24 protein-coding genes are annotated in these 26,412 nt (G+C 65.7%); 12 read left to right on the top strand and 12 right to left on the bottom strand.

Annotation, left to right across the window (positions count from 1 at the left end; all coding sequences use genetic code 11):
• Nucleotides 1-65: 65 nt before the first annotated feature.
• From H977_RS0102285 to H977_RS0102265, 5 genes are all read left to right on the top strand, one after another.
• The gene (locus H977_RS0102285) at nucleotides 66-1,487 is read left to right on the top strand and encodes a condensation domain-containing protein (protein WP_029106332.1); all 1,422 of its coding nucleotides are present in this window, start codon (nucleotides 66-68) and stop codon (nucleotides 1,485-1,487) included.
• Between the two features lie 51 nt (nucleotides 1,488-1,538).
• Complete coding sequence (locus H977_RS0102280) at nucleotides 1,539-4,517, top strand: MMPL/RND family transporter (protein WP_029106331.1); 2,979 nt, start codon at nucleotides 1,539-1,541, stop codon at nucleotides 4,515-4,517.
• 146 nt (nucleotides 4,518-4,663) lie between these two features.
• Nucleotides 4,664-5,797 carry an acyltransferase PE gene (pe, locus tag H977_RS0102275; protein ID WP_036474974.1) on the top strand — a complete coding sequence of 378 codons (1,134 nt, stop codon included), beginning with the start codon at nucleotides 4,664-4,666 and terminating at the stop codon, nucleotides 5,795-5,797.
• 48 nt (nucleotides 5,798-5,845) lie between these two features.
• The gene (locus H977_RS0102270; protein WP_081681576.1) at nucleotides 5,846-7,597 is read left to right on the top strand and encodes an AMP-binding protein; all 1,752 of its coding nucleotides are present in this window, start codon (nucleotides 5,846-5,848) and stop codon (nucleotides 7,595-7,597) included.
• A 40-nt stretch (nucleotides 7,598-7,637) separates the two neighbouring features.
• Complete coding sequence (locus tag H977_RS0102265; RefSeq protein ID WP_036474792.1) at nucleotides 7,638-8,522, top strand: P1 family peptidase; 885 nt, start codon at nucleotides 7,638-7,640, stop codon at nucleotides 8,520-8,522.
• Nucleotides 8,523-8,560: 38 nt separating this feature from the next.
• Here the strand turns inward: H977_RS0102265 and H977_RS0102260 are convergent, their stop codons facing one another.
• Complete coding sequence (locus tag H977_RS0102260) at nucleotides 8,561-9,223, bottom strand: GAP family protein (protein ID WP_029106327.1); 663 nt, start codon at nucleotides 9,221-9,223, stop codon at nucleotides 8,561-8,563.
• A 92-nt stretch (nucleotides 9,224-9,315) separates the two neighbouring features.
• Here H977_RS0102260 and H977_RS0102255 point away from each other — a divergent pair, with 92 nt between their 5' ends.
• A complete protein-coding gene (locus H977_RS0102255; RefSeq protein WP_029106326.1) occupies nucleotides 9,316-10,293 on the top strand; it encodes a 2-oxoglutarate and iron-dependent oxygenase domain-containing protein in 978 nt (325 codons plus the stop codon).
• Between the two features lie 27 nt (nucleotides 10,294-10,320).
• Entirely contained in the window at nucleotides 10,321-10,806 is a 486-nt protein-coding gene (locus H977_RS0102250; RefSeq protein ID WP_029106325.1) for a flavin reductase family protein, read from the top strand.
• Nucleotides 10,807-10,828: 22 nt separating this feature from the next.
• Here H977_RS0102250 and H977_RS35145 read toward each other — a convergent pair whose 3' ends face one another.
• The 6 genes from H977_RS35145 to H977_RS0102220 form a co-directional block, all read right to left on the bottom strand.
• Nucleotides 10,829-10,990: a hypothetical protein gene (locus H977_RS35145; RefSeq protein ID WP_155946469.1), complete on the bottom strand. Its 162-nt coding sequence runs from the start codon at nucleotides 10,988-10,990 to the stop codon at nucleotides 10,829-10,831.
• A 120-nt stretch (nucleotides 10,991-11,110) separates the two neighbouring features.
• A complete protein-coding gene (locus H977_RS0102240) occupies nucleotides 11,111-11,860 on the bottom strand; it encodes a succinate dehydrogenase/fumarate reductase iron-sulfur subunit (protein ID WP_029106324.1) in 750 nt (249 codons plus the stop codon).
• Between the two features lies 1 nt (nucleotide 11,861).
• A complete protein-coding gene (locus tag H977_RS0102235; RefSeq protein ID WP_029106323.1) occupies nucleotides 11,862-13,745 on the bottom strand; it encodes a fumarate reductase/succinate dehydrogenase flavoprotein subunit in 1,884 nt (627 codons plus the stop codon).
• Between the two features lie 23 nt (nucleotides 13,746-13,768).
• Nucleotides 13,769-13,921, bottom strand: coding sequence for a hypothetical protein (locus H977_RS35140; RefSeq protein ID WP_155946468.1), 153 nt, complete (start codon nucleotides 13,919-13,921; stop codon nucleotides 13,769-13,771).
• Between the two features lie 19 nt (nucleotides 13,922-13,940).
• The gene (gene sdhC / locus H977_RS0102225; RefSeq protein WP_029106322.1) at nucleotides 13,941-14,762 is read right to left on the bottom strand and encodes a succinate dehydrogenase subunit SdhC; all 822 of its coding nucleotides are present in this window, start codon (nucleotides 14,760-14,762) and stop codon (nucleotides 13,941-13,943) included.
• A 51-nt stretch (nucleotides 14,763-14,813) separates the two neighbouring features.
• Entirely contained in the window at nucleotides 14,814-15,110 is a 297-nt protein-coding gene (locus H977_RS0102220) for an Rv0250c family protein (protein WP_029106321.1), read from the bottom strand.
• A 211-nt stretch (nucleotides 15,111-15,321) separates the two neighbouring features.
• Here H977_RS0102220 and H977_RS0102215 point away from each other — a divergent pair, with 211 nt between their 5' ends.
• Complete coding sequence (locus H977_RS0102215) at nucleotides 15,322-16,080, top strand: isocitrate lyase/PEP mutase family protein (protein WP_029106320.1); 759 nt, start codon at nucleotides 15,322-15,324, stop codon at nucleotides 16,078-16,080.
• Nucleotides 16,081-16,204: 124 nt separating this feature from the next.
• Nucleotides 16,205-16,696, top strand: a complete 492-nt coding sequence (locus H977_RS0102210) for a hypothetical protein (RefSeq protein WP_036474790.1) — start codon at nucleotides 16,205-16,207, stop codon at nucleotides 16,694-16,696.
• Nucleotides 16,697-16,752: 56 nt separating this feature from the next.
• On the opposite strand, the gene H977_RS0102205 is transcribed toward H977_RS0102210, so the two are convergent.
• The gene (locus H977_RS0102205) at nucleotides 16,753-17,661 is read right to left on the bottom strand and encodes a DMT family transporter (protein WP_029106318.1); all 909 of its coding nucleotides are present in this window, start codon (nucleotides 17,659-17,661) and stop codon (nucleotides 16,753-16,755) included.
• On the opposite strand from H977_RS0102205, the gene H977_RS0102200 reads away from it, so the two are divergent.
• The 3 genes from H977_RS0102200 (at nucleotide 17,660) to nirD (ending at nucleotide 22,117) form a co-directional block, all read left to right on the top strand.
• The gene (locus tag H977_RS0102200) at nucleotides 17,660-19,072 is read left to right on the top strand and encodes an aminotransferase-like domain-containing protein (protein WP_029106317.1); all 1,413 of its coding nucleotides are present in this window, start codon (nucleotides 17,660-17,662) and stop codon (nucleotides 19,070-19,072) included. The genes H977_RS0102205 and H977_RS0102200 overlap by 2 nt on opposite strands.
• A 115-nt stretch (nucleotides 19,073-19,187) precedes the next feature.
• Entirely contained in the window at nucleotides 19,188-21,749 is a 2,562-nt protein-coding gene (nirB, locus tag H977_RS0102195) for a nitrite reductase large subunit NirB (protein WP_029106316.1), read from the top strand.
• Nucleotides 21,746-22,117: a nitrite reductase small subunit NirD gene (nirD, locus tag H977_RS0102190; protein ID WP_029106315.1), complete on the top strand. Its 372-nt coding sequence runs from the start codon at nucleotides 21,746-21,748 to the stop codon at nucleotides 22,115-22,117. The genes nirB and nirD overlap by 4 nt, the downstream gene beginning before the upstream one ends.
• On the opposite strand, the gene H977_RS0102185 is transcribed toward nirD, so the two are convergent.
• From H977_RS0102185 to H977_RS0102170, 4 genes are all read right to left on the bottom strand, one after another.
• The gene (locus H977_RS0102185) at nucleotides 22,102-22,353 is read right to left on the bottom strand and encodes a helix-turn-helix domain-containing protein (RefSeq protein ID WP_029106314.1); all 252 of its coding nucleotides are present in this window, start codon (nucleotides 22,351-22,353) and stop codon (nucleotides 22,102-22,104) included. The genes nirD and H977_RS0102185 overlap by 16 nt on opposite strands.
• A gap of 671 nt (nucleotides 22,354-23,024) precedes the next feature.
• Entirely contained in the window at nucleotides 23,025-23,720 is a 696-nt protein-coding gene (locus H977_RS0102180) for a sirohydrochlorin chelatase (protein ID WP_029106313.1), read from the bottom strand.
• Nucleotides 23,717-24,868 carry a uroporphyrinogen-III synthase gene (locus tag H977_RS0102175; RefSeq protein WP_029106312.1) on the bottom strand — a complete coding sequence of 384 codons (1,152 nt, stop codon included), beginning with the start codon at nucleotides 24,866-24,868 and terminating at the stop codon, nucleotides 23,717-23,719. Before H977_RS0102175 ends, H977_RS0102180 begins: the two co-directional genes overlap by 4 nt.
• A 34-nt stretch (nucleotides 24,869-24,902) precedes the next feature.
• Nucleotides 24,903-26,309: a nitrate/nitrite transporter gene (locus tag H977_RS0102170; protein ID WP_029106311.1), complete on the bottom strand. Its 1,407-nt coding sequence runs from the start codon at nucleotides 26,307-26,309 to the stop codon at nucleotides 24,903-24,905.
• Nucleotides 26,310-26,412: the final 103 nt, after the last annotated feature.

Raw genomic sequence — 26,412 nt, 5'->3', positions numbered from 1 at the left:
CCGAGGGTATGTTGGGCAACCACGGGTGATCACGGCCACAGCCGGCCGGACTGGGAGGGTGAGCTTTGCGCATCGGCAAGATAACTGTTGGGGCACTTGAGGAATGGGCGTTGAGCCCGGGCTCGGTAACTTCGTGGCACCCGACGGCTGCGGCTCAGGAAACAGCGAAGCGCGCGCCTGTCAGCTCGGTGCCAGTTAGCTACATGCAGAGTCAACACCTTAGAAACTACTCCGAGAGAAACTCTGCCGGACTGAACTTCTCACGGCAGATCATCGCCAGTTGTGAAGTGCCCGGGCAGTGTGATATCGCGGCGATGGATCATGCGGTCAACTCCTACCTCCGTCGGCACGACACATTCCGCAGTTGGTTCGAACAGGGCGAAGACGGCAAATTTGTTAGGCGTGCGATCGAAGATCCGGCGGATATCGAGTTCATGCCCGTCGACCAGGGCCAGATGACCGTCGACGAAATTCGCGCCCATGTCGTCGGGATACCGAATCCCCTGGAATGGGCCTGCTTCACTTTCGGCATCATTCAGAGCGAGAATCATTTCACCTTCTTCGCCGCCATGGATCACGTACACGGGGACGCGACGTTGATCGGCACGACGATGATGGAAGCCAATGGCATGTATTCGGCGATGAGCGGGAGTGGGCAAGCACTTCAACTCCCCGAAGCCGGGAGCTTCGACGATTTCTGTGTCCGCGAACGCGAATACACGTCAACGCTGACCCTGGATTCGCCGGGTGTGCGCGCGTGGATCGACTTCGCCGAGAACAACCGCGACGGTTTCCCGGAATTCCCGCTGCCGCTTGGAAATCCGGACAAGTCGTTGAGCAGTGCGTGGAGTTCCCAGGTGCTCATGGACACCGCGCAGACGGAGCGATTCGATGCGGCATGCTCGGCGGCCGGCGCACGTTTCGTCGGCGGTTTGTTCGCCTGCCTGGGTCTGGTGGAGCATGAGTTCACGGGTGCGCTCACCTATTACGGACTCACGCCGAGGGATTCGCGCACAGCCGGCGACAATTTCATGACACAGGGCTGGTTCACCGGCCTGATCCCTATTGTCGTGCCGGTCGCAGCAACCTCTTTCAGTGACGCCGCGGGCGCGGCGCAGGCGTCATTCGATTCGGGCCTGGACATGGCGAGGGTGCCTTACTACCGCGTTTTGGAGTTGGCGCCGTGGTTGAACTGGCCGCAGCCGAACTTCCCTGTTTCGAATTTCCTGCACGGCGGCGCCGCTCCGCTCAACGCTATCCTCGCGGCAGGGGATCTGGGGCTCGCGAACAACATCGGGATGTATCCGGACAATCGGTTCTCGTACCAATTGACCATTTACATCTTCAGGTATGGCGAGGGCACCGTCATGGCGATCATGCATCCGGACAATGCCGTCGCGGAGAAGTCGGTCACGCGGTACATGGACGCCATGAGGTCGGTGTCGTCTCGGGTTGCTGACAGCGGGCACTGGGGGCGCGTCGCATAGCGGCGAGCAAATCGATGCGATGCGCAAATTGGGCGCGAGGGTGAGGGCGAGATGCGACGGCTGGCCGATTTCGTAGTCCGGTGGCCCTGGGCGGTGATCGGGATCTGGGTGGCGCTTCTGGTGGCCCTGCCACTGGCATGTCCGTCGCTGAGCGACATGGCCCAGAAGCATCCGCTCGCGATTCTGCCCAGCGATGCACCGTCGAGTGTCACCGCGGAAAAGATGACCCAGGCGTTCCACGAATCGGGCAACAACAACCTGTTGTTGGTGGCCCTGATCAACGAGGACGGGCTGGGCCCCTCCGACGAGGCGACCTATCGCAAGCTGGTGGACTCGCTGCGCGACGACGTGACCGACGTCGAGAGCGTGCAGGATTTCATCGCCACCCCACAGCTGAGACAGTTCCTGACCAGCAAGGACAAGACCACCTGGGTGCTTCCGGTGGGCCTGGTCGGTGAGCTGGGCACACCGCGCGCGATGGACTCGTTCAACCGGGTTTCCGACGTGGTCAAACTCAGCACGGCAGGCAGCCCGGTGGCAGTCCACCTCACCGGCCCCGCGGCCACCGCTGCCGATCTCACCGTCGCGGGAGAGAACGATCGGCTCCCGATCGAGATCGCCATCGCGGTCCTGGTCCTGGCGGTGTTGTTGGTGGTCTACCGAAGTCCGGTCACGATGCTGCTGCCGTTGGTGACCATCGGATCGTCCCTGCTCATCGCCCAGGCGCTGGTGGCGGGCTTCTCCGAATTGACGGGTGCAGGGGTCTCGAACCAGTCCGTGGTATTTCTGAGCGCGATCATGGCTGGCGCCGGCACGGATTACGCGGTGTTCCTGATCAGCCGCTATCACGACTATCTGCGGTCGGGTAGGGACTTCGACCAGGCGGTACGGGCGGCGATGATGTCGATCGGGAAGGTGATCACCGCGTCCGCGGCGACAGTCGGGCTCACCTTCCTGCTGCTGAGCTTCACCAAGATGGGAGTGTTCAAAACGGTCGGAGTGGCCGCGGCGATCGGTATCGCCGTCGCCTACCTGGCCGGGCTGACTCTGCTGCCGGCCATTCTGGTGCTGGTCGGGCCGCGCGGGTGGGTGAAACCGCGGCGTGAACTGACCGCCCGGTTCTGGCGGCGTTCGGGAATCCGCATCGTGCGCCGGCCGGTCCCGCATCTCGTGGCCAGTCTTCTCATCTTGGCCTTGCTGGCGGGCGCCGCGATCTTCGCGCGCTACAACTACGACGATCGCAAGGTGGTGGCGGCGTCGGCAGGGAGTTCGATCGGATACGCCGCGGTCGAACGCCATTTCCCGATCAGTCAGTCGATTCCCGAATACATCCTGATCCAGTCGCCGCACGACCTGCGCACGCCGAGGGGGATGGCGGACCTGGAGCAGATGGCCTCGCGGGTGGCCCAGTTGCCCGACGTCGGTCTGGTCAGCGGCATCTCCCGTCCCCTGGGCGAGGTGCCCGCGGAGTTCCGGGCCACGTTCCAGGCGGGCATCGTCGGTACGCGTCTGGCCGACGGTTCCACCCAGATCGATCAGCGCTCGGGCGATCTCAACCGACTGGCGGCCGGGGCCAACACGCTGGCCGGCAGCCTGGCTGACGTGCGCACGCAGATCAACCAGATCGCGCCAAGCCTGCAGGGCCTGGTCGACACGTTCTCGTCGGTGCGAACCGAGTACGGCGGCGACAAACTGGTGAAGGACGTCGCGACGGCGGCGAAACTCGTGCAGAGCATCAACGCACTGTCCAACGCCATGGGATACAACCTGTCGGCCGTCAAGAACATCTTCGCCTGGATCGATCCGGTCCTTGCTGCGCTGCAGAACAACGCGGTCTGCGATTCGAACCCGTCCTGCGCCGAAACCCGCGTCCAGTTTCAGCGGCTCGTCGACGCGAACAACGACGGCAGCCTCGACCAGATCAACGATCTGGCTCATCAGCTGAACGGCGCAGGCGATGACAAGCAATCTCTCAACGCCACGGTCACCAAGTTGAACGCCGCGCTCGCCAGCGTCAACAAGGCCGTCAAGGCCATGGGGCTGAACAAGCCGGGTGGTCCGCAGTCGGGCCTGAAAGATCTGCAGGTGGGCGCCAACCGCCTGGCCGGCGGAAGCCGGGAAGTGGCGGGCGGCGTGGACGAACTCGTCAAGCAGATCAAGGTCATCTCGGCCGGGCTGGACCAGGCCTCGTCGTTCCTGTTGACGATGCGAAACGACGCCTCGGATCCGGCGCAGGCGGGGTTCAACATTCCGCCCGAGGTGCTGAACATGCCGGAGTTCAAGAAGGCCTCCGCGGCATACGTCTCGTCGGACGGCCGCTCGGTGCGGTATCTGGTCCAGACCAAGCTGAACCCGTTCAGCTCCGAGGCGATGGATCAGGTCAATCAGATCCAGGACATCGCCCGGGGCGCCCAACCCAACACCACGCTGGCCGACGCCTCGATATCGATGGGCGGATTCCCGGCCGCACTACGGGATACGCGTGATTACTACCAGCAGGACATCCGCTTCATTATGACCGCGACCCTGATCGTGGTGCTTCTGATCCTGATGTTGCTGCTGCGTTCGATCGTCGCACCGCTCTACCTCGTCGCGTCGGTGTTGATCTCGTACTTCGCGGCACTCGGGATCAGCGTCCTGGTGTTCCAGACCCTGCTCGGTCAGCAATTGCACTGGAGCGTGCCGCCATTGGCCTTCGTGGTGCTCATCGCCGTGGGCGCGGACTACAACATGCTGCTGGTATCGCGAATGCGCGACGAATCTCAGCGCAGTACGCGGTACAGCGTCATCCGGACCCTGAGTTCGACCGGCGGCGTGATCACCGCGGCGGGCCTGATCTTCGCCGCGTCCGTGGCCGGTCTGATGTTCTCCTCCATCGGCATAGTGGTGCAGGGCGGCTTCATGATCGGTGTGGGCATCCTGCTGGACACCTTCGTGGTGCGCACCATCACGGTGCCGGCCGTCGCCGCGCTCGTCGGTAAGGCGAACTGGTGGCCGTCGAAAGCCGCCGGTGGGAGGTTGCGCACGTGAGGAGCAGTTCGGAACCAGCGCACGTGAGGAGCAGTTCGGCACCAGCGGACGTGAGTGCTCAGGAACTTGCGCGCGTAAGTACGGGTGAGCGCGCACGCGTGATGTGTGTGAGACTACGAAACGAAGCGGGGCGATCGGGTGTGGAGATGAAGAAACTCCTTGCAGGACTTGCAGTGTTGGTGACCACCACTGTCACCGGATCCTTCGGCGTCCTCGGGAATGCATGGGCCGATGACACGCCGGCCCCTACGCCGCCGCCGGGCGGGCCCGCCGCCGGGACGCCGTCAAACCCAGGAACCGCGTACGCCTTGGGCGGCGCCCACGTTCTCGGGATTCCGTACGACGAGTACATCCGGATGACCGGTGAGCACTGGTTCCCCGGGATGAAGCGGACGAAGGTCGACTACCCGGCGGGTCAGGTTCAGGGTCACACTCTGGAACGTTTCTTCCCCGGGATCGGTGCGCTCGGTGAAAAGGCCTATCCCGGAATCGGTCTCGACGGGCCGAGCATCGGTGAGTCTGTCGACGAGGGCGAAGGAAACCTCGAAACGGCGATCCGTAACGGTGGCAAGGGAACAGCGATGGGGCTGTCCGAGGGAGCGCTCGTGCTCAATGCCGTGAAGTCGCGGCTGGCCAATGACCCGACTGCTCCGCCGCCAGACCAGCTGAGCTTTGCGACGTTCGGTGACCCGATTGCCAAGCATGCCTTCGGTGAGAGTTTTCTGACCCAGAACTTCCCCGTCGGCAGCGTCGTGCCGTTCATGGACTACCGCATACCGGCTCCTGTGGAGAGTCAGTACCACACCGACCAGTTCGTCTCCGCTTATGACAGCATCGCCGACTGGCCGGATCGGCCCGACAACTGGATGAGCGTGATGAACGCGATCGCGGGCCTGGCGACCGGCCACACCGCGATTGCCTTCACCAATCCGAGCAACGTTCCGGCGCAGAACATCAGAACGACGGTCAACTCCAAGGGTGCGACAACGACGACGTACCTGGTTCCCGAAGAGCACCTCCCCCTGGTGTTGCCCTTCAAGTACCTCGGATATGACCAGAACACGCTCAATCAGCTGGACGGGATCCTGCTTCCGATGGTTGATGCTGGTTATTCGCGGAACGACGATCCCGCGACCGCTCCGATCACGGTCGATCCGGTACACGGTTTCGACCCGGCGGAGGTCACCGCACCGGCCAACGAGGCGACCTTCGGCGGCGGCACCGATCCGATGTCGGAGCTGGCCAACGCTGCGTTGTCTGTGCTGAACCCGCACGGCTGACGCGGTCTCCGAACCGATGGATTCGACGAGTTATGGACGGATGTTGTGATGCCTAGCCCCCAGTCATCAATTCTGTCGATGCTGCATGGACGTGCCAGTCTGCGCCCCGACGACATTGCCTTCAGCTTCACCGACTATTCGGCTGATCCGGCGGGAGTGGTCGAGCGCCTGACGTGGTCGCAGCTGTCCCGCCGGACGGCGAATGTGGCGCGCGAGATCGGCCTTCACGGGTCGGTCGGTGATCGGGCGGTGATTCTGGCTCCGCAGGGCCTCGAGTACATCTTGGCGTTCCTGGGTTCCATGCAGGCCGGCTTGGTGGCGGTTCCGCTGCCCATGCCTCATCGCGGCTCGAGTCACGACCGCGTGAGTGCGGTCTTCGTCGACACCAAGCCTTCGGTGGTTCTGACGACGTCCGCGGCCGCCGAGGAGGTCGGGGACTACGTGGATCAGTCGCGCATGAACACCGCGCCGAAGATCGTCGTGATCGATTCGCTGAATCTGGACGCCGAAGAAACCCACAGTTCCCACAGCGGCACCGTCGAGTTCCCCAGCACGGCGTATTTGCAGTACAGCTCGGGTTCGACCCGGTTGCCCACCGGCGTGATGATCTCGCACCGCAACCTGCAGGCGAATTTCGAGCAGTTGATGCGCGGTTTGTTCGCCGATTCCAACGCCAAGATCCCGGCCAACATGACCATCGTTTCGTGGCTGCCCTTCTACCACGACATGGGTTTGGTACTGGGTGTCTGCGCCCCCATCCTGGGCGGCTACTCCGCGGCCCTGACGAGCCCGGTGGCGTTCCTGGAGAAACCGTCCCGATGGGTGCGAGCACTCGCCGAGAACCCCTGCGCCTTCTCTGCGGCGCCCAACTTCGCCTTCGACCTGGCCGCCCGCAAGACCAAGGACGCCGACCTCGCGGGGCTGGACCTCGGCGGGGTGGCGGGCATCATCAACGGCGCCGAGCGCGTCGAGCCGGCCACCTTGGAGCGTTTCGCAGACAGGTTCGCGCACTTCAACTTTCGCGAGGACATGCTGCGCCCCTCGTACGGGCTCGCCGAGGCAACGGTATTCGTGGCGACCGGCACCTGGAGTGACTCGTCGGAGGTCGCTCACTTCGATGTCGATGAGTTGGCAGCGGGCCGAGTTCGGCGGTGTGCGGCCGGAACCGGCTCCGCGCTGGTCGAATACAGGCTCCCGCAGTCGCCGGTGGTGCGCATCGTCGACGGGGAGACCAACACGGAATGCGCGCAGGACATGGTCGGGGAGATCTGGGTGCACGGCGACAACGTCGCGGCCGGCTACTGGAGCCGGTCCCCCGAGGAGAACCAATGCTTCGGCGCCACACTCGTCGACCCCTCGCCCGGCACGCCTGCGGGGCCCTGGCTGAAAACCGGTGACCTGGGCTTCATTTCGCACGGTGCGCTGTTCGTCGTCGGGCGCATCAAGGACCTGCTGATCATCCGCGGGCGCAATCACTATCCCGAGGACATCGAGGCGACGGTCCAAGAGATCACCGGTGGCCGGGTCGCGGCGATCTCGGTTCCGGTGAACAGCACCGAGAAGCTGGTGACCGTCATCGAGGTCAAGAAACGGGGCGAGTCCCCGGTCGAGGCGGTGCACTGGCTCAAGGAGATCAAGAGCGACGTCACCTCCGCGATATCCAACGCGCACGGTTTGAACGTCGGAGATCTCGTCCTCGTACCTCCGGGGTCGATTCCCACGACGACGAGCGGCAAGGTCCGCCGTGCCGCCTGCGTCGAGCAGTACCGGCTGGACGAATTCACGCGCTTGGACGCCTGAGCGCACGGGTTGGTCCTTCATCGTCAGTACCGTTGGGACGATGTCGGTAGTCAACTCGCAAATCACGCAGTTAGGTGGGGTGTCCGTTGGTCATTGGACCGATGAGTCGTCTCTGACCGGGTGTACGGCTGTTCTGCTTCCCCCCGGCGCCGTGGCGTCGCGGGAGGTCCGTGGTGGTGCACCGGCGACGCGGGATTTGGACGCATTGGCTCCGGACAAGGCGGTTACATCTATCGATGCCGTTCTTCTCACCGGAGGCTCGGCTTTTGGTTTGGCTTCTGCCGACGGGGTGATGAGGTTCCTCGAGGAACAACGACGCGGCGTACCCACTCCCGGTGGGCTCGTTCCCATCGTTCCGACGATGGCTCTATTTGACCTGGCAGTCGGCAACTCATCGGTCCGTCCGACGGCTGAGAACGGATACCAGGCCGCCTCGTCGGCGACCGGTCCCAGCTTCGCGGTGGGGCGGATCGGAGCGGGAGTCGGTGCCTTCACATCGCACTGGCGCGGCGAAGGAGACCGCAAGCCCGGTGGGATCCGGTACGCGGAAACCGTTTTGGGAGATCTGGTGGTCGGTGCGCTGTGCGCGGTGAACGCATATGGAGACGTCGACCGCGGGAACACCGCCGTGAGTCTGGATAGCGTCGCGGATCTGAAGCCACCGTTCACTTACTCGTCGGACCGTGTCCATACGACGATCGGTGTCGTGATATCCAATGCGCGACTGGATAAGACGGCATGCTTCGTGGTTGCTCAGGGTGCGCACGACGGACTTTCGCGTGCTCTCACGCCGCCCCACACCAGATATGACGGCGATGGGTTCGTGGCCGTGGCAACAGGTGAAGTGGAGGCCGATGTCGACACCGTCCGCCTCATGGCGCTGGACGCTGTTTGTCGTGCGATACGTTCAGCTCCGGAGCGGTAATCAGACTACGAACGACCGGGCGGCATCGCCGATCACACTCACAGGCCGACGAGCCCCACGACGACCAGCACCGCGCCGACCGTGGCCACCACGGCCGCTACCTTGCGGTGGCGTTGCGTCTGCAGCCAGGTGTGCAGCGCCGACAGGGCGGCGCGGGTGCGCTCGGGGGCCAGCAGGTAGGAGATCAGCGGAATCTCCACCAGGCCGAACGCCACCACGTTGAACAGCAGTAGGGCGCCCACCTGGGTCGCTGCCGCGGCGCCGGAGGCCACGATGAGGGCGAGCGCGGCGAGATAGTCGACCGACGGCAGTGCGATGCCCAAGCCCGCGGCGCTCGCCGTCCACAGTGAATGACCACCCAGCAGTCCCCGGACCCGTGCCATGAGCGGTCCGGGTTCCCGCTCGGGTCTCGGACCCAGCATGCCGGCCGGCCGGCCGATGGTCAGGACGGCCGCGGCCACCAGTGCTACCGCCCCCACCGCCAGCTGCACCCTGGGCAGGGTGAAATGGGCCGATCCGAGGGCCGGCCGCAAGATGAACAGCACGATGACGCCCACGGTGGTGCCCATCGCGAAACCGCCGATGAGGAACGCCAAGAGTTGCAGTAGTGGTCTCGGCCGGTTCAGCATCACGACCGTCATGCCGATGCGGAAGGGCTCCAGGCTGACGGCGGCGGCCATCACCAGAAGCGGAATCCACATGATGGGCGCCAACTTACCGCCCCGGCCCCGGGTTGTGTTCACCGCGATCGCGACCCTGGCCCGAGCCGCCGGTCACGACGATGATGGACCGAGTGACGTCTGTGCACACCGCCCTGCCGGTGGTCGATCTGAACGACGAGCCGAAGCGGCTCCGTCAGGTCGCCCATGATGTGGGCTTCTTCTACCTGACGGGCCACGGGGTTCCGACCGAACTGTCAGACCGCCTGCTGGCCGCCGCGCGTCGCTTGTTCGCGTTGCCCCAAGCGGCCAAGGACGCGGTGGCGATGACCAACAGCCCGCACTTCCGGGGCTACACGCGGCTGGGTGGTGAGCTGACCGGTGGTCACGTCGATTGGCGCGAACAGATCGACATCGGGCCCGAGCGCACCCCGCTGGCCGATCCCGACGAGGACTATCTGCGATTGCAGGGCCCCAACCAGTGGCCTGCGGGACTGCCGGAACTTCCCGAGGTCATCGCGCAATGGGATGCCGAACTGGCCCGAGTCGGCCGTGCGCTGTTGCGGCGGTGGGCGGTCGGCCTCGGCGCGGATCCCGGTGTGTTCGACGCCGCGTTCGCCGACGCCCCGGCCACCCTAGTCAAGATCGTGCGTTATCCGGCGCAGGCCGAGACTGATCAGGGGGTCGGCGCACATCGCGACGCCGGCGTGCTGACCCTGCTGCTGGCCGAGCCCGGAACTCGTGGCCTTCAGGTCCGTGGCAGTGACGGCGCGTTCGTCGACGTCGATCCGCTGCCGGGAGCCTTCATCGTCAACATCGGCGAGATGCTGGAGATCGCCAGCGGCGGCTATCTGCGGGCCACCGAACATCGGGTGCGGGTCAGTGCCGCCGAGCGCATATCGGTGCCGTACTTCTTCAATCCCCGGCTCGATGCCGCCCTGCCGGTGCTGACGCTGCCCGAAGACCTCGCGGCCGAAGCAAGGGGCGTGAGCACCGACCCGTCCGATGACCGCATCTATGCGGTGTACGGGCGCAATGCGTGGAAAAGCCGGGTGCGCGCGCACCCGGACGTGGCCGCCGCTCACGGCTACGGGCGTGCGGAGCCGGTGTGACTGGGGCTGTGTGAAGATGGAGATGTTATGAGTGCAACAGAACTGAGCCCGACATCGCTGCGTGAGGCGTTCGGCCACTTTCCGTCCGGTGTCATCGCGATTGCTGCCGAGGTAGAGGGCACCCTGGTCGGCTTGGCCGCCAGCACGTTCGTGCCGGTGTCGCTCGATCCGCCGCTGGTGTCGTTCTGCGTGCAGAACTCTTCGACCACCTGGCCGAAGCTCAAGGATCTGCCGTCACTGGGCATCAGCGTGCTCGGCGAATCCCATGACGCGGCGGCGCGCACCTTGGCGGCCAAGACCGGTGACCGGTTCGCCGGCCTGGAGACCGAGTCACGCGAGTCCGGCGCGGTGTTCATCCACGGAACCAGCGTGTGGCTGGAGAGCACCATCGAGCAACTGGTGGAGGCCGGCGATCACACCATCGTGGTGCTGCGCGTCAGCGATATCACCGTCAATGCCGATGTGGCGCCAATCGTGTTCCACCGCAGCACGTTCCGCAAGCTCGGCGCCTGACGTTCCCGGCGGACCGGCCGGCTCAGGGGCGCGCGGCGAGCTCGTCGCGATACTTGGCGATGCGCGCTTCGATCTCGCCCGCATCGCCCGGGCGGCCCTCTTTACGGGCCAGTTCGGCCCGCACCGACAGTTCCCGGATCGCGGTCCGGATCTCGTTGATGCTGTGAGTCTGTCCCATGCTCATGAAGCTGCCTTTCGACGCTGATTGGCTGCCTCTCCGAGCCTACGCCGCCGAGCCGACGCCGAGCGTGCGCTCAGATCGCATTCTCAAGCGAGATCGCGATCTGAACGCACGCTCGACGGACTACTTGCGGAACAGCTTGTTGCCCAACCACACAATCGGGTCGTACTTGCGGTCGGCGACGCGCTCCTTCATCGGGATCAGCGCGTTGTCGGTGATCTTGATGTTCTCCGGGCACACCTCGGTGCAGCACTTGGTGATGTTGCAGTAGCCCAGCCCGAACTCGTCCTGAGCCATGTCCTTGCGGTCGACCACGTCGAGCGGGTGCATGTCCAGCTCCGCGATGCGCATGTGGAACCGCGGGCCGGCGAAGGCTTCCTTGTTCTCCTCGTGGTCGCGCACCACGTGGCAGACGTTCTGGCACAGGAAGCACTCGATGCACTTCCGGAACTCCTGGCTGCGGTTCACATCCTCTTGCTGCATGCGGTACTCGCCGGGCTGCAGATCCTTCGGCGGGGTGAACGACGGGATCTGGCGCGCCTTTTCGTAGTTGAACGACACGTCGGTCACCAGGTCGCGCATCACCGGGAAGGTGCGCAGCGGCGTCACCGTCACGGTTTCGGCCGGGTCGAACGTCGACATCCGGGTCATGCACATCAGCCGCGGGCGGCCGTTGATCTCAGCCGAGCACGATCCGCACTTGCCGGCCTTGCAGTTCCACCGCACCGCCAGATCGCCGGCCTGGGTGGCCTGCAGGCGGTGGATTATGTCGAGCACCACCTCGCCGTCGTTCACCTCGACGGTGTAGTCCTGCAGCTCGCCTCCGGTGTCGTCGCCCCGCCAGACTCGCAGGTTCGCGTCATACGCCGCCATGTCAGCCCTTCCGATCGGGGTGTTCGGCCAGTTCTTGTTCGGTGTAATACTTTTCGAGTTCGGACACTTCGAACGTGGCCAGCAGGTCCTCCCGCATGGGCAGCTGGGACTCGGGCGTCACCGTCACGTCCGGAACCACCTGGTCTTCACCCGTCGCCCGGCACACCAGCAGGGTGTTGCGCCAGTTCGCGTCCATGTCCGGATAGTCATCGCGGGTGTGCCCACCCCGGCTCTCGGTCCGGGCCAGCGCGGCCTTGGCGACGCACTCGCTGACCAGCAGCATGTTGCGCATGTCGATGGCCAGGTGCCAGCCGGGATTGAAGACGCGCCCGCCCTCGACGCTGACGTTGTGAATGCGGGTGCGGAGCTCGGCCAGCTTGGCCAGTGCTTCCTCGATCTCGTCGGCCTTGCGGATGATGCCGACCAGATCGTTCATGCACTGCTGCAGCTCGGCGTGCAGGGTGTACGGATTCTCCGGAGTCGCATGGGATTCGAACGGCGACAACGCCAATTCGGTGGCCTCGACGATCGCGGCTTCCGAAACCGCGGGCCGCTCCGGCAGAGCCTGTACGTAGTCGGCCGCGCCCAGGCCTGCGCGGCGACCGAACACCAACAGGTCTGAAAGTGAGTTGCCGCCAAGCCGGTTCGAGCCGTGCATGCCGCCCGAACACTCGCCGGCGGCGAACAGTCCCGGAGTGGCCGCACCGCCGGTGTCGGGATCGACCTCGATGCCGCCCATCACGTAGTGGCACGTGGGGCCGACTTCCATCTCGTCCTTGGTGATGTCCACCTCGGCCAGCTCCATGAACTGGTGATACATCGACGGCAACCGGCGCTTGATCTCCTCGGTGGGCATCCGGGACGCGATGTCGAGGTACACGCCGCCGTGGGGCGAGCCGCGGCCCGCCTTCACCTCGGAGTTGATGGCGCGGGCCACCTCGTCGCGGGGCAGCAGGTCAGGAGTACGACGGGCCGAGTCGTTGTCCTTGAGCCACTGATCGGCTTCTTCCTCGGTCTCGGCGTACTGGCCCTTGAACACCGAGGGGATGTAGTCGAACATGAACCGCTTGCCCTCGGAGTTCTTGAGCACTCCACCGTCACCGCGGACACCCTCGGTGACCAGGATGCCTTTCACCGACAAGGGCCAGACCATGCCGGTGGGATGGAACTGGATGAACTCCATGTTGATCAGCCCGGACCCGGCGCGCAGGGCCAGTGCGTGGCCGTCGCCGGTGTACTCCCAGGAGTTCGACGAGACCTTGAACGACTTGCCGATACCGCCGGTGGCCAGCACGATCGCGGGGGCCTCGAACAGTACGAAATTGCCGGTCTCGCGGTAGTAGCCGAACGCGCCGGCGACTCTTTTGGCGCCACCTGAATCTTCCAAGATCAATTCGGTGATCGAGCATTCGTGGAAGACCCTGATGCGGGCCTCGTAATCGCCGAGCTCGGCCTTGTCCTCCTGCTGCAGCGAGACGATCTTCTGCTGCAGGGTGCGGATGATCTCCAGGCCGGTGCGGTCACCGACGTGCGCCAGGCGCGGATAGGTGTGGCCGCCGAAGTTGCGCTGGCTGATCCGGCCGTCCTTGGTCCGGTCGAACAGCGCGCCATAGGTTTCCAGCTCCCAGACCCGGTCGGGGGCCTCCTGCGCGTGCAGTTCGGCCATCCGCCAGTTGTTGAGGAACTTGCCGCCGCGCATGGTGTCACCGAAGTGCACCTGCCACGAGTCCTTGGTGTTGACGTTGCGCATGGCTGCCGCGCAGCCGCCCTCGGCCATCACGGTGTGGGCCTTGCCGAACAACGACTTGGTCACCACCGCCACTCGGAGGCCGCGTTCGCGTGCCTCGATCACTGCGCACAGACCCGCTCCACCGGCACCGATCACGACGACGTCGTAGGAGTGCCGTTCTAGCTGTGATGAGCCGCTTGCGCGAAGACCATCATCATCAGATGAGCCGCTTGCGCGAAGATCATCATCATCAGATGAGCCGCTTGCGCGAAGATCATCGTGCCCTGCCATGTATTCCACTCGCCTTCTACGTGTATGTACTTGTCGGCCAATGAGTTCAGCTGGGCTGACTCAGCCGATGAACCTGAGATCGGAGATGGTGCCGCTGGCCACCAACATGATGTAGAAGTCGGTGAGGACAAGGGTGCCCAGCGTGATCCAGGCGAAGAGCATGTGGCGGGTGTTGAGCTTGCTCACCTGCGTCCAGATCCAATACCGGACAGGGTGTTTCGAGAAATGCTTGAGCCGGCCACCGGTGACGTGCCGGCAGGAATGGCAGGACACCGTGTAGATCCACAGCAGGATCACGTTGACCGTCAAGATGACGTTGCCCAGGCCGAACCCGAATCCGGACGGCGAATGGAACGCGGTGATCGCGTCGTAGGTGTTGACCAGGGAGATGAGCACCGCGGCGTAGAAGAAGTACCGGTGCACGTTCTGCATGATCAGCGGAAGCCGGGTTTCCCCAGTGTATTTCGCGTGGGGCTCGGCCACGGCGCACGCGGTCGGTGACTGCCACACCGACCGGTAGTACGCCTTGCGGTAGTAGTAACAGGTCAGCCGGAAGGCCAGCAGGAACGGCAGTGAGATGAACGCCATCGGGATGAACCAGGGCAGATCGCCCACCCATTGACCGAAGTGGCTCGATCCGGGCGCGCACGCCGTGCTCACACAAGGCGAGTAGAACGGCGTCAGGTAGTGGTAGTCCGCTACCCAGTACGCGCTGCCCCAGAACGCCCGGACCGTCGCATAGATGACGAACGTCGCGAGCCCCAGATTGGTCAATAGTGGTGCCTGCCACCACCGGTCGGTCCGTAGGGTGCGCTGGGGGATCTGTGCTCGGGTGGACGAGAAGACCCCGGTCGCGCGACGGTCAGCGGTGGGTGCGCTCACGGTTCCCTTTCTTCAGTTCAGTTGTTTCTCGGGCGGCAAACGCCCGTGAGCTCAGCGGTATCCGCCGAGACCCTCGTCGGCGACGTCCTGCCAGAACTCGCCGCCGTATTGGGTGTCGGGGATCCCGATCTTCTCGCGGGCCGGTTGTTGGCGTGTCACGCCGTGACGCATCTCCAGCTCTTCGGCGTCAATGTCCAACCGCTCGATGTCGTTGAGGATCCGCTCGGCGTCGTTCGCCACGCGGCGCATGGCGGGGGAATCCCCGTACTTCGACGCCAACGTGGTGACACAGCGACGCATGTCGCCGATCAGGTTGTGGAGTTCGGAGAACTCGGTGGTGGTGGACAAGTGACCTCCTCGGGCTGAAGGTGTCAGGGCTCACAGTACGACAACCAATGCTAGCCACATCACGATCGTGACGTGATGCGCATCACGTCTCCGGGGGTGTTCTCGGCTGCCCCCGACGAGCCGCCGGAAGCCGGGTCGTAGTGTTGTTTTCCCGGGCTTCGCGTCTGGCGGAAAGACATCTGAGCAGGACATCCGAGCACCTGGAGGATCTATGAGTGAGACGGCTTTGCAGGAGCGGGCCGCGGCGCTGCTGGCACTGCACCGACCCGGTAACCCTGTCGTGTTGCCCACCGTGTGGGATGCGTGGTCGGCACGGCTGGCGGTCGGTGAGGGATTTTCCGGGCTCACCGTGGGGAGCCACCCGGTGGCCGAGTCCATCGGCAAGGCCGACGGCGAGGTGATGTCCTTCGATGACCTGCTGACCCGGGTGCGGCAAATCACCGACGCGGTCGACGTGCCGGTCTCGGTGGACATCGAGTCCGGGTACGGCGAGTCCCCGCAGCGGTTGATCGAGGGTTTGCTCGACGTCGGCGCGGTTGGGCTCAACATCGAGGACACCGTGCACAAGGAGGGCAAGCGGCTGCGCAGCTCTGCTGAGCACGCCGAGCTGGTGGGTCAGCTGCGGGCCGCCGCGGACGCCGCCGGTGTGCACGTGGTGATCAACGCGCGTACCGATCTGTTCCTTCGCAAAGACGGGGACGCCGCCGATCGGGTGGACCGGGGGATCGCCCGCCTGTCCGAGGCGGCCGCCGCCGGCGCCGATTCGCTGTTCCCGGCCGGCCTGGCCGACCCGGAAGGGTTGGGGCGCTTCGTTTCTGCCGTTCCGCTGCCGGTCAGCGTGACCGTTCCGGCCGATTCCGCCGACCTCGCCGCGTTGGCGGGCATCGGCGTGGGGCGGATTACCTTCGGGCCCTTCCTGCAGGGTGCACTGAGCGCACGGGCCAAGGACATCCTGGGGCGTTGGCGGTAGCCGTCCCCGGCCGACGGGGCTGATCTGCCGAGCCGATCAGAGATTTTGTGCGAACTGCCGCTTCTCGGCCTGCGATCTGTGCCAATAATTGCGCACTGATACGTCGAGCAGGCGGGATGCAGCGATGGGTTGGCGCATACGAAGTGTGGTGACACTGGCGGCGGCCGGCGGGCTGGCGCTCGGCGGGATCGGCGCGAGCCCCGCTGCGGCGGCCTCGCAGTTCTCGCCGTTCTCGAATCAGATCCGGAACTGTGATCACGTCAAGGCGCTGTTCCTCGACGGAATGGGGTCCGGCGCAGGCTCGGGGTGGGCCGACGTCAGCACTGGCGGCTCGAATCTCAGTGCCCAGGTCCACCTACAGTCGGCCTGGCCCGATTCCGACTACCACGTCCGGCTCATCCAGCTGCCCCGCTCGAGTGCCGCCCCGTGCAATGTGGGCGATCCGGGGGTGTCCGGCGGGGTGCTGCACACCGACGTCAGCGGCACCGCGACCATCACGGTGTCCGGGCCGACCATGGAGAACGCGAACGCGGCCTGGGTGATTGTCGAGGGTCCCCCACCGCCGGGCCGCATCCGCGGTGACGTCTATACCTCGGACTTCTTGGCGAAGTTCTGAAGCACCCGAGATCCGTTGGAATCCCTTGGTTTCCAACGGTGATCGTCGTCAATGCATCACCGAAGGCGGATCCGGACGGCCAGGGCGGCGCATGCGATGACCACGGCGCCGCCGAGCACTGTCGACCAGGCCAGTCGCTCGTGCAGTAACAGCGCCGCCCAGCCGATGGTGAGCACCGGCTGGATCAACTGCACCTGGCTCACCTGCGTCATGGGTCCGATGGCCAGGCCGCGGTACCAGGCGAAGAAGCCCAGATACATGCTGACCACGGCCAGGTAGCCGAACGCGGCCCATTGCACCGGGGTCGCGTGCGGCGGCTGTTGCACGACGGTCAGCGCCGTCAGCGCCAGCATCACGGGCGCGGCGACCACCAGAGCCCAGGACACCGTCTGCCAGGCGCCCAGTACCCGGGCCAGCAACCCGCCCTCGGCGTATCCGACCGCCGCGGCCAGCACCGCGCCGAACAGCAGCAGGTCCGGCCAGCTCAGATGGCCGAGTCCGGCGCCGTGCACCATGGCGAACACCACCGCGGCCAACGCGCCGGCCGCCGCCATCGCCCAGAACGCGGCCGGTGGACGTTCGTGCCCGCGCAACACCGCACACACCGCGGTGGCGGCGGGCAGCAGTGCGACCACGATGGCGCCGTGGCTGGCGGGCACCACGGTCAGTGCATAGGAGGTCAGTAGCGGAAATCCCGCCACGACGCCTGCGGCGACGACGGCGAGCCGGATCCACTGCCGGCCGGTGGGCAGCATCTGCCGGGTCAGTACCAGGGCGACCACCGCGATGGCGGCGGCGGCGACGGCCCGGCCGGCACCGATGAACAGCGGTGACAGTCCACCGGTGGCCACCTTGGTGAACACGATGGTGAACGAGAATGCCGTGACGCCCAGCAGCCCCCACCACAGACCCGGATGGGATAGCGCTGACGAGCTAATGCGAGTAGCGCTACTCTGTATCAACATGGATAACGATAGCACTGAGCGCATCGTGTCCGGTCTTCGCAAGTGGATCGCCACCGCGCCACCAGGCGCGCAGCTGCCGTCCAACCGGGCGCTGGTGGCTGAATATTCGGTCAGTCCGGTGACTGTCGCCAAGGCCATGCGGACGTTGCGCAGTCTCGGGTTGGTGGAGAGCCGGCCGGGGGTCGGGACGTTCGTGCGCGCTGTCCGCAGCGCACGCCTGCCCGACTATGGCTGGCAGACCGCCGCGCTACGGTCCCCACAGGCGCGCATCCCTGCCCTGTCGACGCCGCTGCGCAGTGTCGCTCCCGACGTGATCGCCTTGCACTCCGGCTATCCCATCCGCGAACTCCTCCCCGAGCGGTTGGTCCGCACCGCATTCACGCGGGCCGCCCGCGCGGATGCCGCGCTCAGACCCGCGCCCGCTGCCGGCCAGCCCGATCTGCAGGGCTGGTTCGCCCAGGAACTGGCCGAGGCGTTCGGTGCCGGTGTGACGGCGCCGACGGCGCGTGAGGTGATCGTGCTGCCGGGCAGTCAGAGCGGCTTGAGCTCGATCTTCCGCGCACTGGTCGGGTTCGGGCAGCCGATGTTGATCGAGTCGCCGAGCTACTGGGGGGCCATCCTGGCCGCGGCCCAGTGCGGTGTGCGGCTGGTACCGGTACCCAGCGGGCCGCGCGGCCCTGAGCCCGAAGAGCTTTCGCGGGCCTTCGCAGAGACCGGTGCCCGGGTGTTCTACGCGCAGCCAAATTATGCCAATCCGACTGGTGCCCAATGGGTTCCAGAAGTCGGGAGTCGAATTCTCGAGGTGGTGCGCAGTCACGGCGCCTTTCTGATCGAGGACGACTGGGCACACGATTTCGGCATCGACAGCACCCCGACACCGCTGGTGGCATCCGATGACGCCGGGCACATCATCTATCTGAGATCACTGACCAAGAGCGTGTCGCCGTCGATCCGCGTCGCCGCGATGGTGGCCCGCGGTCCCGCCCGCGACCGGATCCTGGCCGATCGCGGAGCGGAGTCCATGTATGTCAGTGGGTTGTTGCAGACCGCGGCGCTGGATGTGGTCACTCAGCCGGCCTGGCGCAGCCATCTGCGCGATCTGCGGCAGCAATTGCGGGTCCGCCGCGACCTGTTGATCGCAGCTCTGGCCGAGCATGCGCCCGGTGCACAGCTGGAGCACGTGCCGCGAGGCGGCCTGCATCTGTGGCTGCGGCTGCCCGATGCGACCAACCTGCAGCGGCTGGTTCGCGAGTGCGAATCCGACTCGGTGCTGGTGGCGGCGGGCAACGAGTGGTTTCCCGCCGAACCGTCGGGGCCCTATCTTCGGCTCAATTACTGCGGACCGGATCCGCAGCGATTCGCCGAGGCCGCCCGTGTCATCGGCCAGGCGCTGGCCCGTCAGCCGGGATAGCCGGCCCTCACGGCCGGGCAATCTCACATGTGCGACGCGCAGACCGTGAGCACACCGTGACGGGCGCTTCACACAGGGCGACATTTCGGCAACTTCAGGTTCCTAACCTCGCTGTATGTCGCCAACACAGAACGTCGTGGTCGTCGGACACGGCATGGTGGGCCACCGCTTCGTCGAGGCGTTGCGGTCGCGTGACGCCGCGGGCGCGTGGCGCGTCACCGTGCTGTCCGAGGAAGCTGACGCTGCCTATGACCGGGTCGGCCTGACCGGTTACACCGAGCACTGGGACCGCGCTCAGCTGGCCCTGCCGGGCAATGAATATGCCGGTGATGATCTGGTCGAGCTGCGCCTGGGGTGTGCGGTCGCCGAGATCGACCGGGAGGCCCGCACGGTGCGTACCAGCACTGGCGAGACCTTCGACTACGACGCGTTGGTGCTGGCCACCGGCTCGTACGCGTTCGTGCCGCCGGTGCCGGGGCGCGACCTGCCGGGCGTGCACGTCTACCGCACGCTCGACGATCTCGACGCGATCCGTGCCAGTGCCGAGGCGGCGCGCGACTCCAAGTCGCCTGTAGGTGTGGTGATCGGTGGCGGACTGCTCGGCCTGGAAGCCGCCAATGCGCTGCGGCAGTTCGGGCTGAAGACGCATGTCCTGGAGATGTCGCCGCACCTGATGTCGGCCCAGCTCGACGAGGCCGGTGGCACCCTGCTGAACCGGATGATGCGGGGCCTCGGTATCGAGGTGCACACCGCGGTCGGGACCGACAGTATTGCGCCGGTGCAGAGGCACAAGCCGCTGCGGAAGTCCGACGTGGACGATTCGATGCGGATATCGCTCAACGACGGCACCACGATCGACGCCGGCCTGGTCGTCTTCGCCGCCGGTGTGCGCCCGCGCGACGAGCTGGCCCGTGCCGCAGGCCTGGACATGGCGCAGCGCGGCGGTGTACTCACTGAACTATCGTGTGTCACAAGCGATCCCAATATCTACGCGGTCGGTGAGGTGGCCGCGATCGAAGGCCGCTGCTATGGCCTGGTGGCGCCGGGCTACACCACCGCCGAGGTGGTGGCCGACCGCCTGCTCGGCGGCGAGGCCGAGTTCCCCGGCGCCGACATGTCGACCAAGCTGAAGCTGCTCGGCGTCGACGTCGCGAGTTTCGGTGATGCCAAAGGAGTTACGCCCAACTGCTTGGAGGTCGTGGTCAACGACCCGGTCAAGCAGACGTACGCCAAGTTGGTGCTCTCCGATGACGCCAAGACGCTGCTGGGCGGCATCCTGGTCGGCGACGCATCGGCCTACGGGGTGCTGCGGCCGATGGTCGCCAGCGAACTCCCCGGCGACCCGCTGGCATTGATTGCGCCGGTCAGCGATGGCGATGCGCCCGCTCTGGGTGTGAGCGCGCTGCCCGACATCGCACAGATCTGCTCATGCAACAACGTCACCAAAGGTGATCTCAAGGAAGCGATCTGCGGCGGCTGCACCGATGTGCCAGAGCTGAAGAAGTGCACGTTGGCCGGCACCTCGTGCGGGTCCTGCGTGCCGTTGCTCAAGCAACTGCTCGAGTCCGAGGGCGTCGAGCAGTCCAAGGCGCTGTGCGAGCACTTCGGCCAGTCGCGCGCCGAGCTGTTCGAGATCATCAGCGCCACCGAGATCCGCACCTTCTCCGGTCTGATCGAGAAGTTCGGCACCGGAAAAGGTTGCGACATCTGCAAACCCACGGTCGCCTCGATCCTGGCGTCCACCAGCTCCGATCACATCCTGGATGGCGAGCAGGCCTCGTTGCAGGACTCCAACGACCACTTCCTGGCCAACATCCAGAAGAACGGCAGCTACTCGGTGGTGCCCAGGGTTCCCGGCGGTGACATCACGCCCGAGCAGCTGATCCTGATCGGCGAGATCGCCAGGGACTTCGATCTCTACACCAAGATCACCGGTGGTCAGCGCATCGACATGTTCGGTGCGCGGGTGGATCAGTTGCCCGAGATCTGGCGCCGGCTGGTCGAGGGCGGCATGGAATCCGGCCAGGCCTACGGCAAGTCGCTGCGCACCGTCAAGAGCTGCGTCGGAAGTGACTGGTGCCGTTACGGGCAACAGGATTCGGTACAGATGGCCATCAACCTCGAGCTGCGCTACCGCGGGCTGCGTTCCCCGCACAAGCTCAAGATGGGCGTCTCGGGCTGTGCGCGCGAATGTGCGGAGGCCCGCGGCAAGGACGTCGGTGTCATCGCCACCGAGACCGGCTGGAACCTCTATGTCTGTGGCAACGGCGGCATGACGCCCAAGCACGCCCAACTGCTGGCCGGCGATCTCGACGACGAGACGCTGGTCCGCTACATCGACCGCTTCCTCATGTTCTACATCCGCACCGCTGATCGTCTGCAAAGGACGGCGCCCTGGCTTGAAGCTCTTGATGGCGGCCTGGAGCACCTGCGCGAGGTGGTGTGCGACGACTCGCTCGGTTTGGCCCAGGAGTTCGAGGCGGCAGTCGCCCGGCACGTCGACGGCTACTCGTGCGAATGGAAGGGCGTGCTCGACGACCCCGACAAGTTGGCGCGGTTCGTCTCGTTCGTCAACGCCCCCGACATCGACGATCCCACCATCACGTTCACCGAACGCTCGGGCCGGAAGGTGCCGACAAGCCTCGGTATGCCCTCGATCATCCAGGAGGCGAAATGACAGTGCTCGACGATCGCAAAGACGTTTGTGGTTCGACTCTTTCAGAGTGGACGACGGCCTGCCGGTATGACTTCCTGATGCCGTGCCGCGGCGTCGCGGTGCTACTGCCCGACGGTTCACAGGCGGCGCTTTTCCGCCTCGATGACGGCTCTCTGCACGCGGTCGGCAACATCGACCCGTTCTCCGGTGCCGCAGTTCTGTCCCGCGGCATCGTGGGTGACCGCGGTGGGCGGTCGACCGTGCAGTCACCGATCAAGAAACAGGCGTTCGCGCTCGACGACGGCACTTGCCTCGATGAGCCCGCGGTGTCGATACCGGTCTACCGCACCCGGGTCACGCCGGACGGGCTCGTTCAGCTCGCCGCCTGATCGGTCGCCCGGCTCCAGCGGGCGTCGCGCCCCTGGAGCTTGCGGCGCTCCACGTCGCCGCGCCGTTCGAGCACCGTCAGGTTGCGGTACACGGACTCGATCACGACGGGTGAACGGTAGTGCTCGTGCAAGTCGTCACGTAGCTGGGCAGTGGTCATCGGCCGTGACGTGCGCTCCAGTGCGTTGAGCAGGTGCTGACGCAGACGTTCGGCCGAGACCCGGTCACCGGGTCGCACTGCCGCGTGCGTCGTTTCGACGGGCTGCGCCCACCGTTGTTGTCACCTGCACCTTTGCCACTACTCCTGCCGAATCGTCTGTCGAACGCGATAACGATAGCTGAGTTCTCGACCCGAATCTGACACCGCGATCCGTCGGCAAACGGCCGGAGCCTGGTTACCCAGGCAACTACCAGTACAGAGGCGGTTTCTGTCCGGAATTTGCCAGAACTGCACGGTCGGGAGATGTTCCAAAGCTGTGGTGCACATCGCTCTGGCTAACTAGAATAGTTCGCTGGGTGTGTTTAGACTCCCTCTCAATGAAGCGTCGTCAGAGGGGCTGACAAGGGATGTTTGGGCGTTCGGTGTTGAATTTGGTGGGGGCGGCAGCGGTGCTGGGCGCACTCGGGGCGACCCTTGTGCCCCTGGCCTTGAATGCCGTGGATCGCGCCGGTCAACCCATTCCGTGCGGTAACGGAGCGCGTCCCGATTACTCGGTTGCCGCCCAACAGGACCAGCTCAACCTGGACCAGCACACGCTTGCCGGACCGGTATTCATGGCCAGTGATTACGTCGAGCAATGTTCGGCGATGGTCGCTACCCGCCGAGCGGCCGCCTTCTCGGTGGCGGGCGCCGGAGGCGTACTCGTACTCGCCGCATGCGCCGGGCCGCTCGTCGCCCGGTCGATCGAGCTACGCCGCGGCAGGCAGGCTCAGTACCCCGGCGCGCCGGAACCGGTTCGCAATCAGCCGGACCATGCCGGAATGGGTGCCGAGTGGTTCGCTCACGAGATCGGCACCGGATTCACGCAGCCGGTCCTGGAAAAGCCCGTCGGCCAGCAGGTAGGACGCCACAGCTATGCGGCGATGGCTGCGGCGGCGCTGCGCGGCGACGGCTTCGGCCACACTCGGCGCGCCGGTGGCGGCGAAGGCCAGTTCTACGCGGTCGCCGGTCACCGCTGACAGCAGTGCGGCGGTGCGCCGAAGATCGGATTGTGCGCTTCTGTCGGACGTTCCGGCCGCCGCGAGAATCACTGAATCGCCTGGCCGCCAGCCTGATTCGACGAGTCGATCGGCCAGAACCCGGACCGTGCCCGGGCAGGGGCCCAGCGGTTGCGTGACGGTGACGGCCGGGTGCTCACTGGCCGCAACGTGGTCCGGCACATCGACCCGGACGTGATAGCCGGCGGCCAGGAACGCCGGTACCACGACCGCAGGGCAGTCGGTCGGCAGCGATGCGAGCACCTCGCTCGGGGTGGGGCCGACCACGTCCACAAACGAGACGTGTACGGGCCGGCCCAGCATGTCCGACACCCGCGCGGCGAGATCACCGATCATCGCGACGCCGCCGGGCTTGCGGGTTCCATGAGCCACCAGGACCAGACTCATTGCACTCGGGCCATCTCGGCTTCGTCGACGGCCAGCCGGTACCCCCGCTTGACGACCGTCGACACGATGTTCTTGTCGCCCAAGGCAGTACGAAGCCTCAGCACAGCGGTCTCCACCGCGTGCGTGTCGGTGCCCGAGCCCGGCAGGGCGCTGAGCAGATCGAACCGCGACACCACGGCACCCGGCCGGTGGGCCAGCGCGCGGATGGTCGCCATCCCGGCCGGGGACAGCGACTTCACCGCGCCGTCGACCAGGACACACGTGCCCCGGATCTCGAGCGTGTGCCCGGCGACCCGGACGGTCCGCGCCTGCAGCAGAGGCAGCTCGTCGGTGATGTGACGAGCCAAGGCGCCCAAGCGCATCCGTTCCGGTGCGGACGTCGGCACCCCGAGTCGCACCAGGGGCCGCGCGGTGACGGGCCCGACGCACATGGCGTGGACATCGGTGCGCAGAGCTGCCAACACGCGGTCGGCGATGTCCATCTCGGTGGCTCGCATCAGTACCGAGGCGACCGCCATCGCCGATGTGAAACTGACTGCGTCGAAACGATGTTCGGCGATCCCCGTGACCAACTGATCGAAATCGCCGTCCCGTGGAGCCGGATGCCAGCGATAGACCCGGATCGGCACCACCTCCGCGCCCGCGGCCCGAAGTTCATCGAGAAACTCGGGGAACGGGTCCCAGTCGTCGGTGGCCCCGTGCAGTTGCACGGCGATGCGTTGTCCCGCGATGTCCTTCTCGACGAGGTAGCGCAGCACCTCGCGGGAGGATTCCGAGTCCGGTGACCACTCCTCGGGCAGACCCGCTGCCCGCAACGCTCCCGTGGCTTTCGGACCACGGGAGACGATGCGGGCCTTGCTCAAGGAGTCGGTCAGCTCGGAGGCCAGCCCCCAGCCGTCCGCTGCGGCGAACCAGCCGCGGAAGCCGATTCCCGTGGTCGCCACCACGATGTCCGGCGGCACGTCGATCAGCGATGCGGTGTGGGCCCGCAGCTCCTCGTCGTCGGGGAGCGGAACCATCGTGATGGCGGCCGCACTGGTCACCGTCGCGCCCCGCCTGGACAGCAGCGCGCTCAGCTCGTCGGCACGTCGTGCGGAGGTCACCGCCACACGAAAACCTGTGAGCGGTGCCCAGTTGGGCTCGTTCATCGTTCCAGTGAAGGCATCTCGTGTTTCCAAATGATTACCCGACCATTGCCGAGGCATGTCGGTCTGTCGGGGCCGATGTGGCGGCCGGCGCTGCCGGCCGACGGACGTAGCGGAACCAGGTGCAGGCGGAGGCGACCACGTAAAACGCCAGGAAGATCCAGAACGCCGCGGTGGCCGATCCGCTCGACAGGTAGGACTGGCGCAGCGCCATGTTGATGCCGAATCCGCCTAAGGCCCCGATCGCGCCGGCGAAGCCGATCAGTGCCCCGGACATCGACCGCGACCAGTGCTGCCGCTCTTCCTCGCTCATGTCCAGAGAGTGGCTGCGGGCCTCGAAGATCGACGGGATCATCTTGTAGACCGAGCCGTTGCCCAGGCCGCTGAGCAGGAACAGGGCGACGAATCCGATGACGTAGCCGGCCATCATCAGGCCGTTGGCCGCCGCGGCGGTGTGGTCGTCGAACATGCTGATCGCGACCAGCATCCCGGCGGCCAGGATCATGCCGCCGAACACAGCAAGGGTCACCCGTCCGCCGCCGATCCGGTCGGACAGCTTGCCGCCGTACACCCGGGACAGCGAGCCGAGCAGCGGGCCGACGAATGCGATCTGCGCCGCATGCAGCGAAGCCTGCGCAGCGGTCTGCCCGCCGGCGGCGAAGTTGATCTGCAGGACCTGGCCGAAGGCGAACGAGAACCCGATGAACGATCCGAAGGTGCCGATGTAGAGCAGCGAGATCACCCAGGTATCACGTTCGGCCAGAATGGATTTCATCGCACCCAGGTCGATCTTGTGTTGTTCGAGGTTGTCCATGTACAACGCCGCGCCGATCCCGGCCACGGCCAGCGCCACGAGGTAGATGGCGCACACCCAGTACGGGGAACGGTTACCCGCGGTGGCGATGACGAGCAGGCCGACCAGCTGGATCATCGGTACGCCGATGTTGCCGCCACCCGCATTGAGCCCCAGCGCCCAGCCTTTGAGCCGCTGCGGGTAGAAGGCGTTGATGTTGGTCATGGACGAGGCGAAGTTGCCGCCGCCGAACCCGGCCAGGGCGGCGCAGATCAGGTAGGGCCACAGCGGCAGGCCCGGATTGGCCAGCAGCGCCATTGTGCCGACCGTGGGGATCAGCAGCACGAAGGCCGAGAACACCGTCCAGTTGCGGCCGCCGAAGGTGGCGGTGGCCAGCGTGTAGGGGATGCGCAGACAGGCGCCCACCAGGGTGGCGGTGGCACCCAGCAGGAACTTGTCGCCGGCAGAGAAGCCGTAGACGGCCTCGGGCATGAACAGGACCATCACCGACCAGATGGACCAGACGGAAAACCCGACGTGTTCGGCGAACACCGACCAGATCAGGTTGCGCCGCGCGATGTACTTGTTTCCGGCTTCCCAGGCCAACGTGTCCTCGGGATCCCAGTTGGTGATGCGATTCGACTTCAGCAGAGTGGGCATGGCGCAAAAGTAGAAAGCGATTATTGCGGAGGTGCTCCCCGCCGTGACCCGGCCGTGAAATTCCGCTCACCCGCTCACATCCTCGGGTGTGAGC

It is taken from the genome of Mycobacterium sp. URHD0025 (genome assembly GCF_000426065.1).
Classification (GTDB): Bacteria; Actinomycetota; Actinomycetes; order Mycobacteriales; family Mycobacteriaceae; genus Mycobacterium.
The sequence above is the reverse complement of the archived record's forward strand: the minus strand, read 5'-3'. Positions and strand labels throughout refer to the sequence as shown.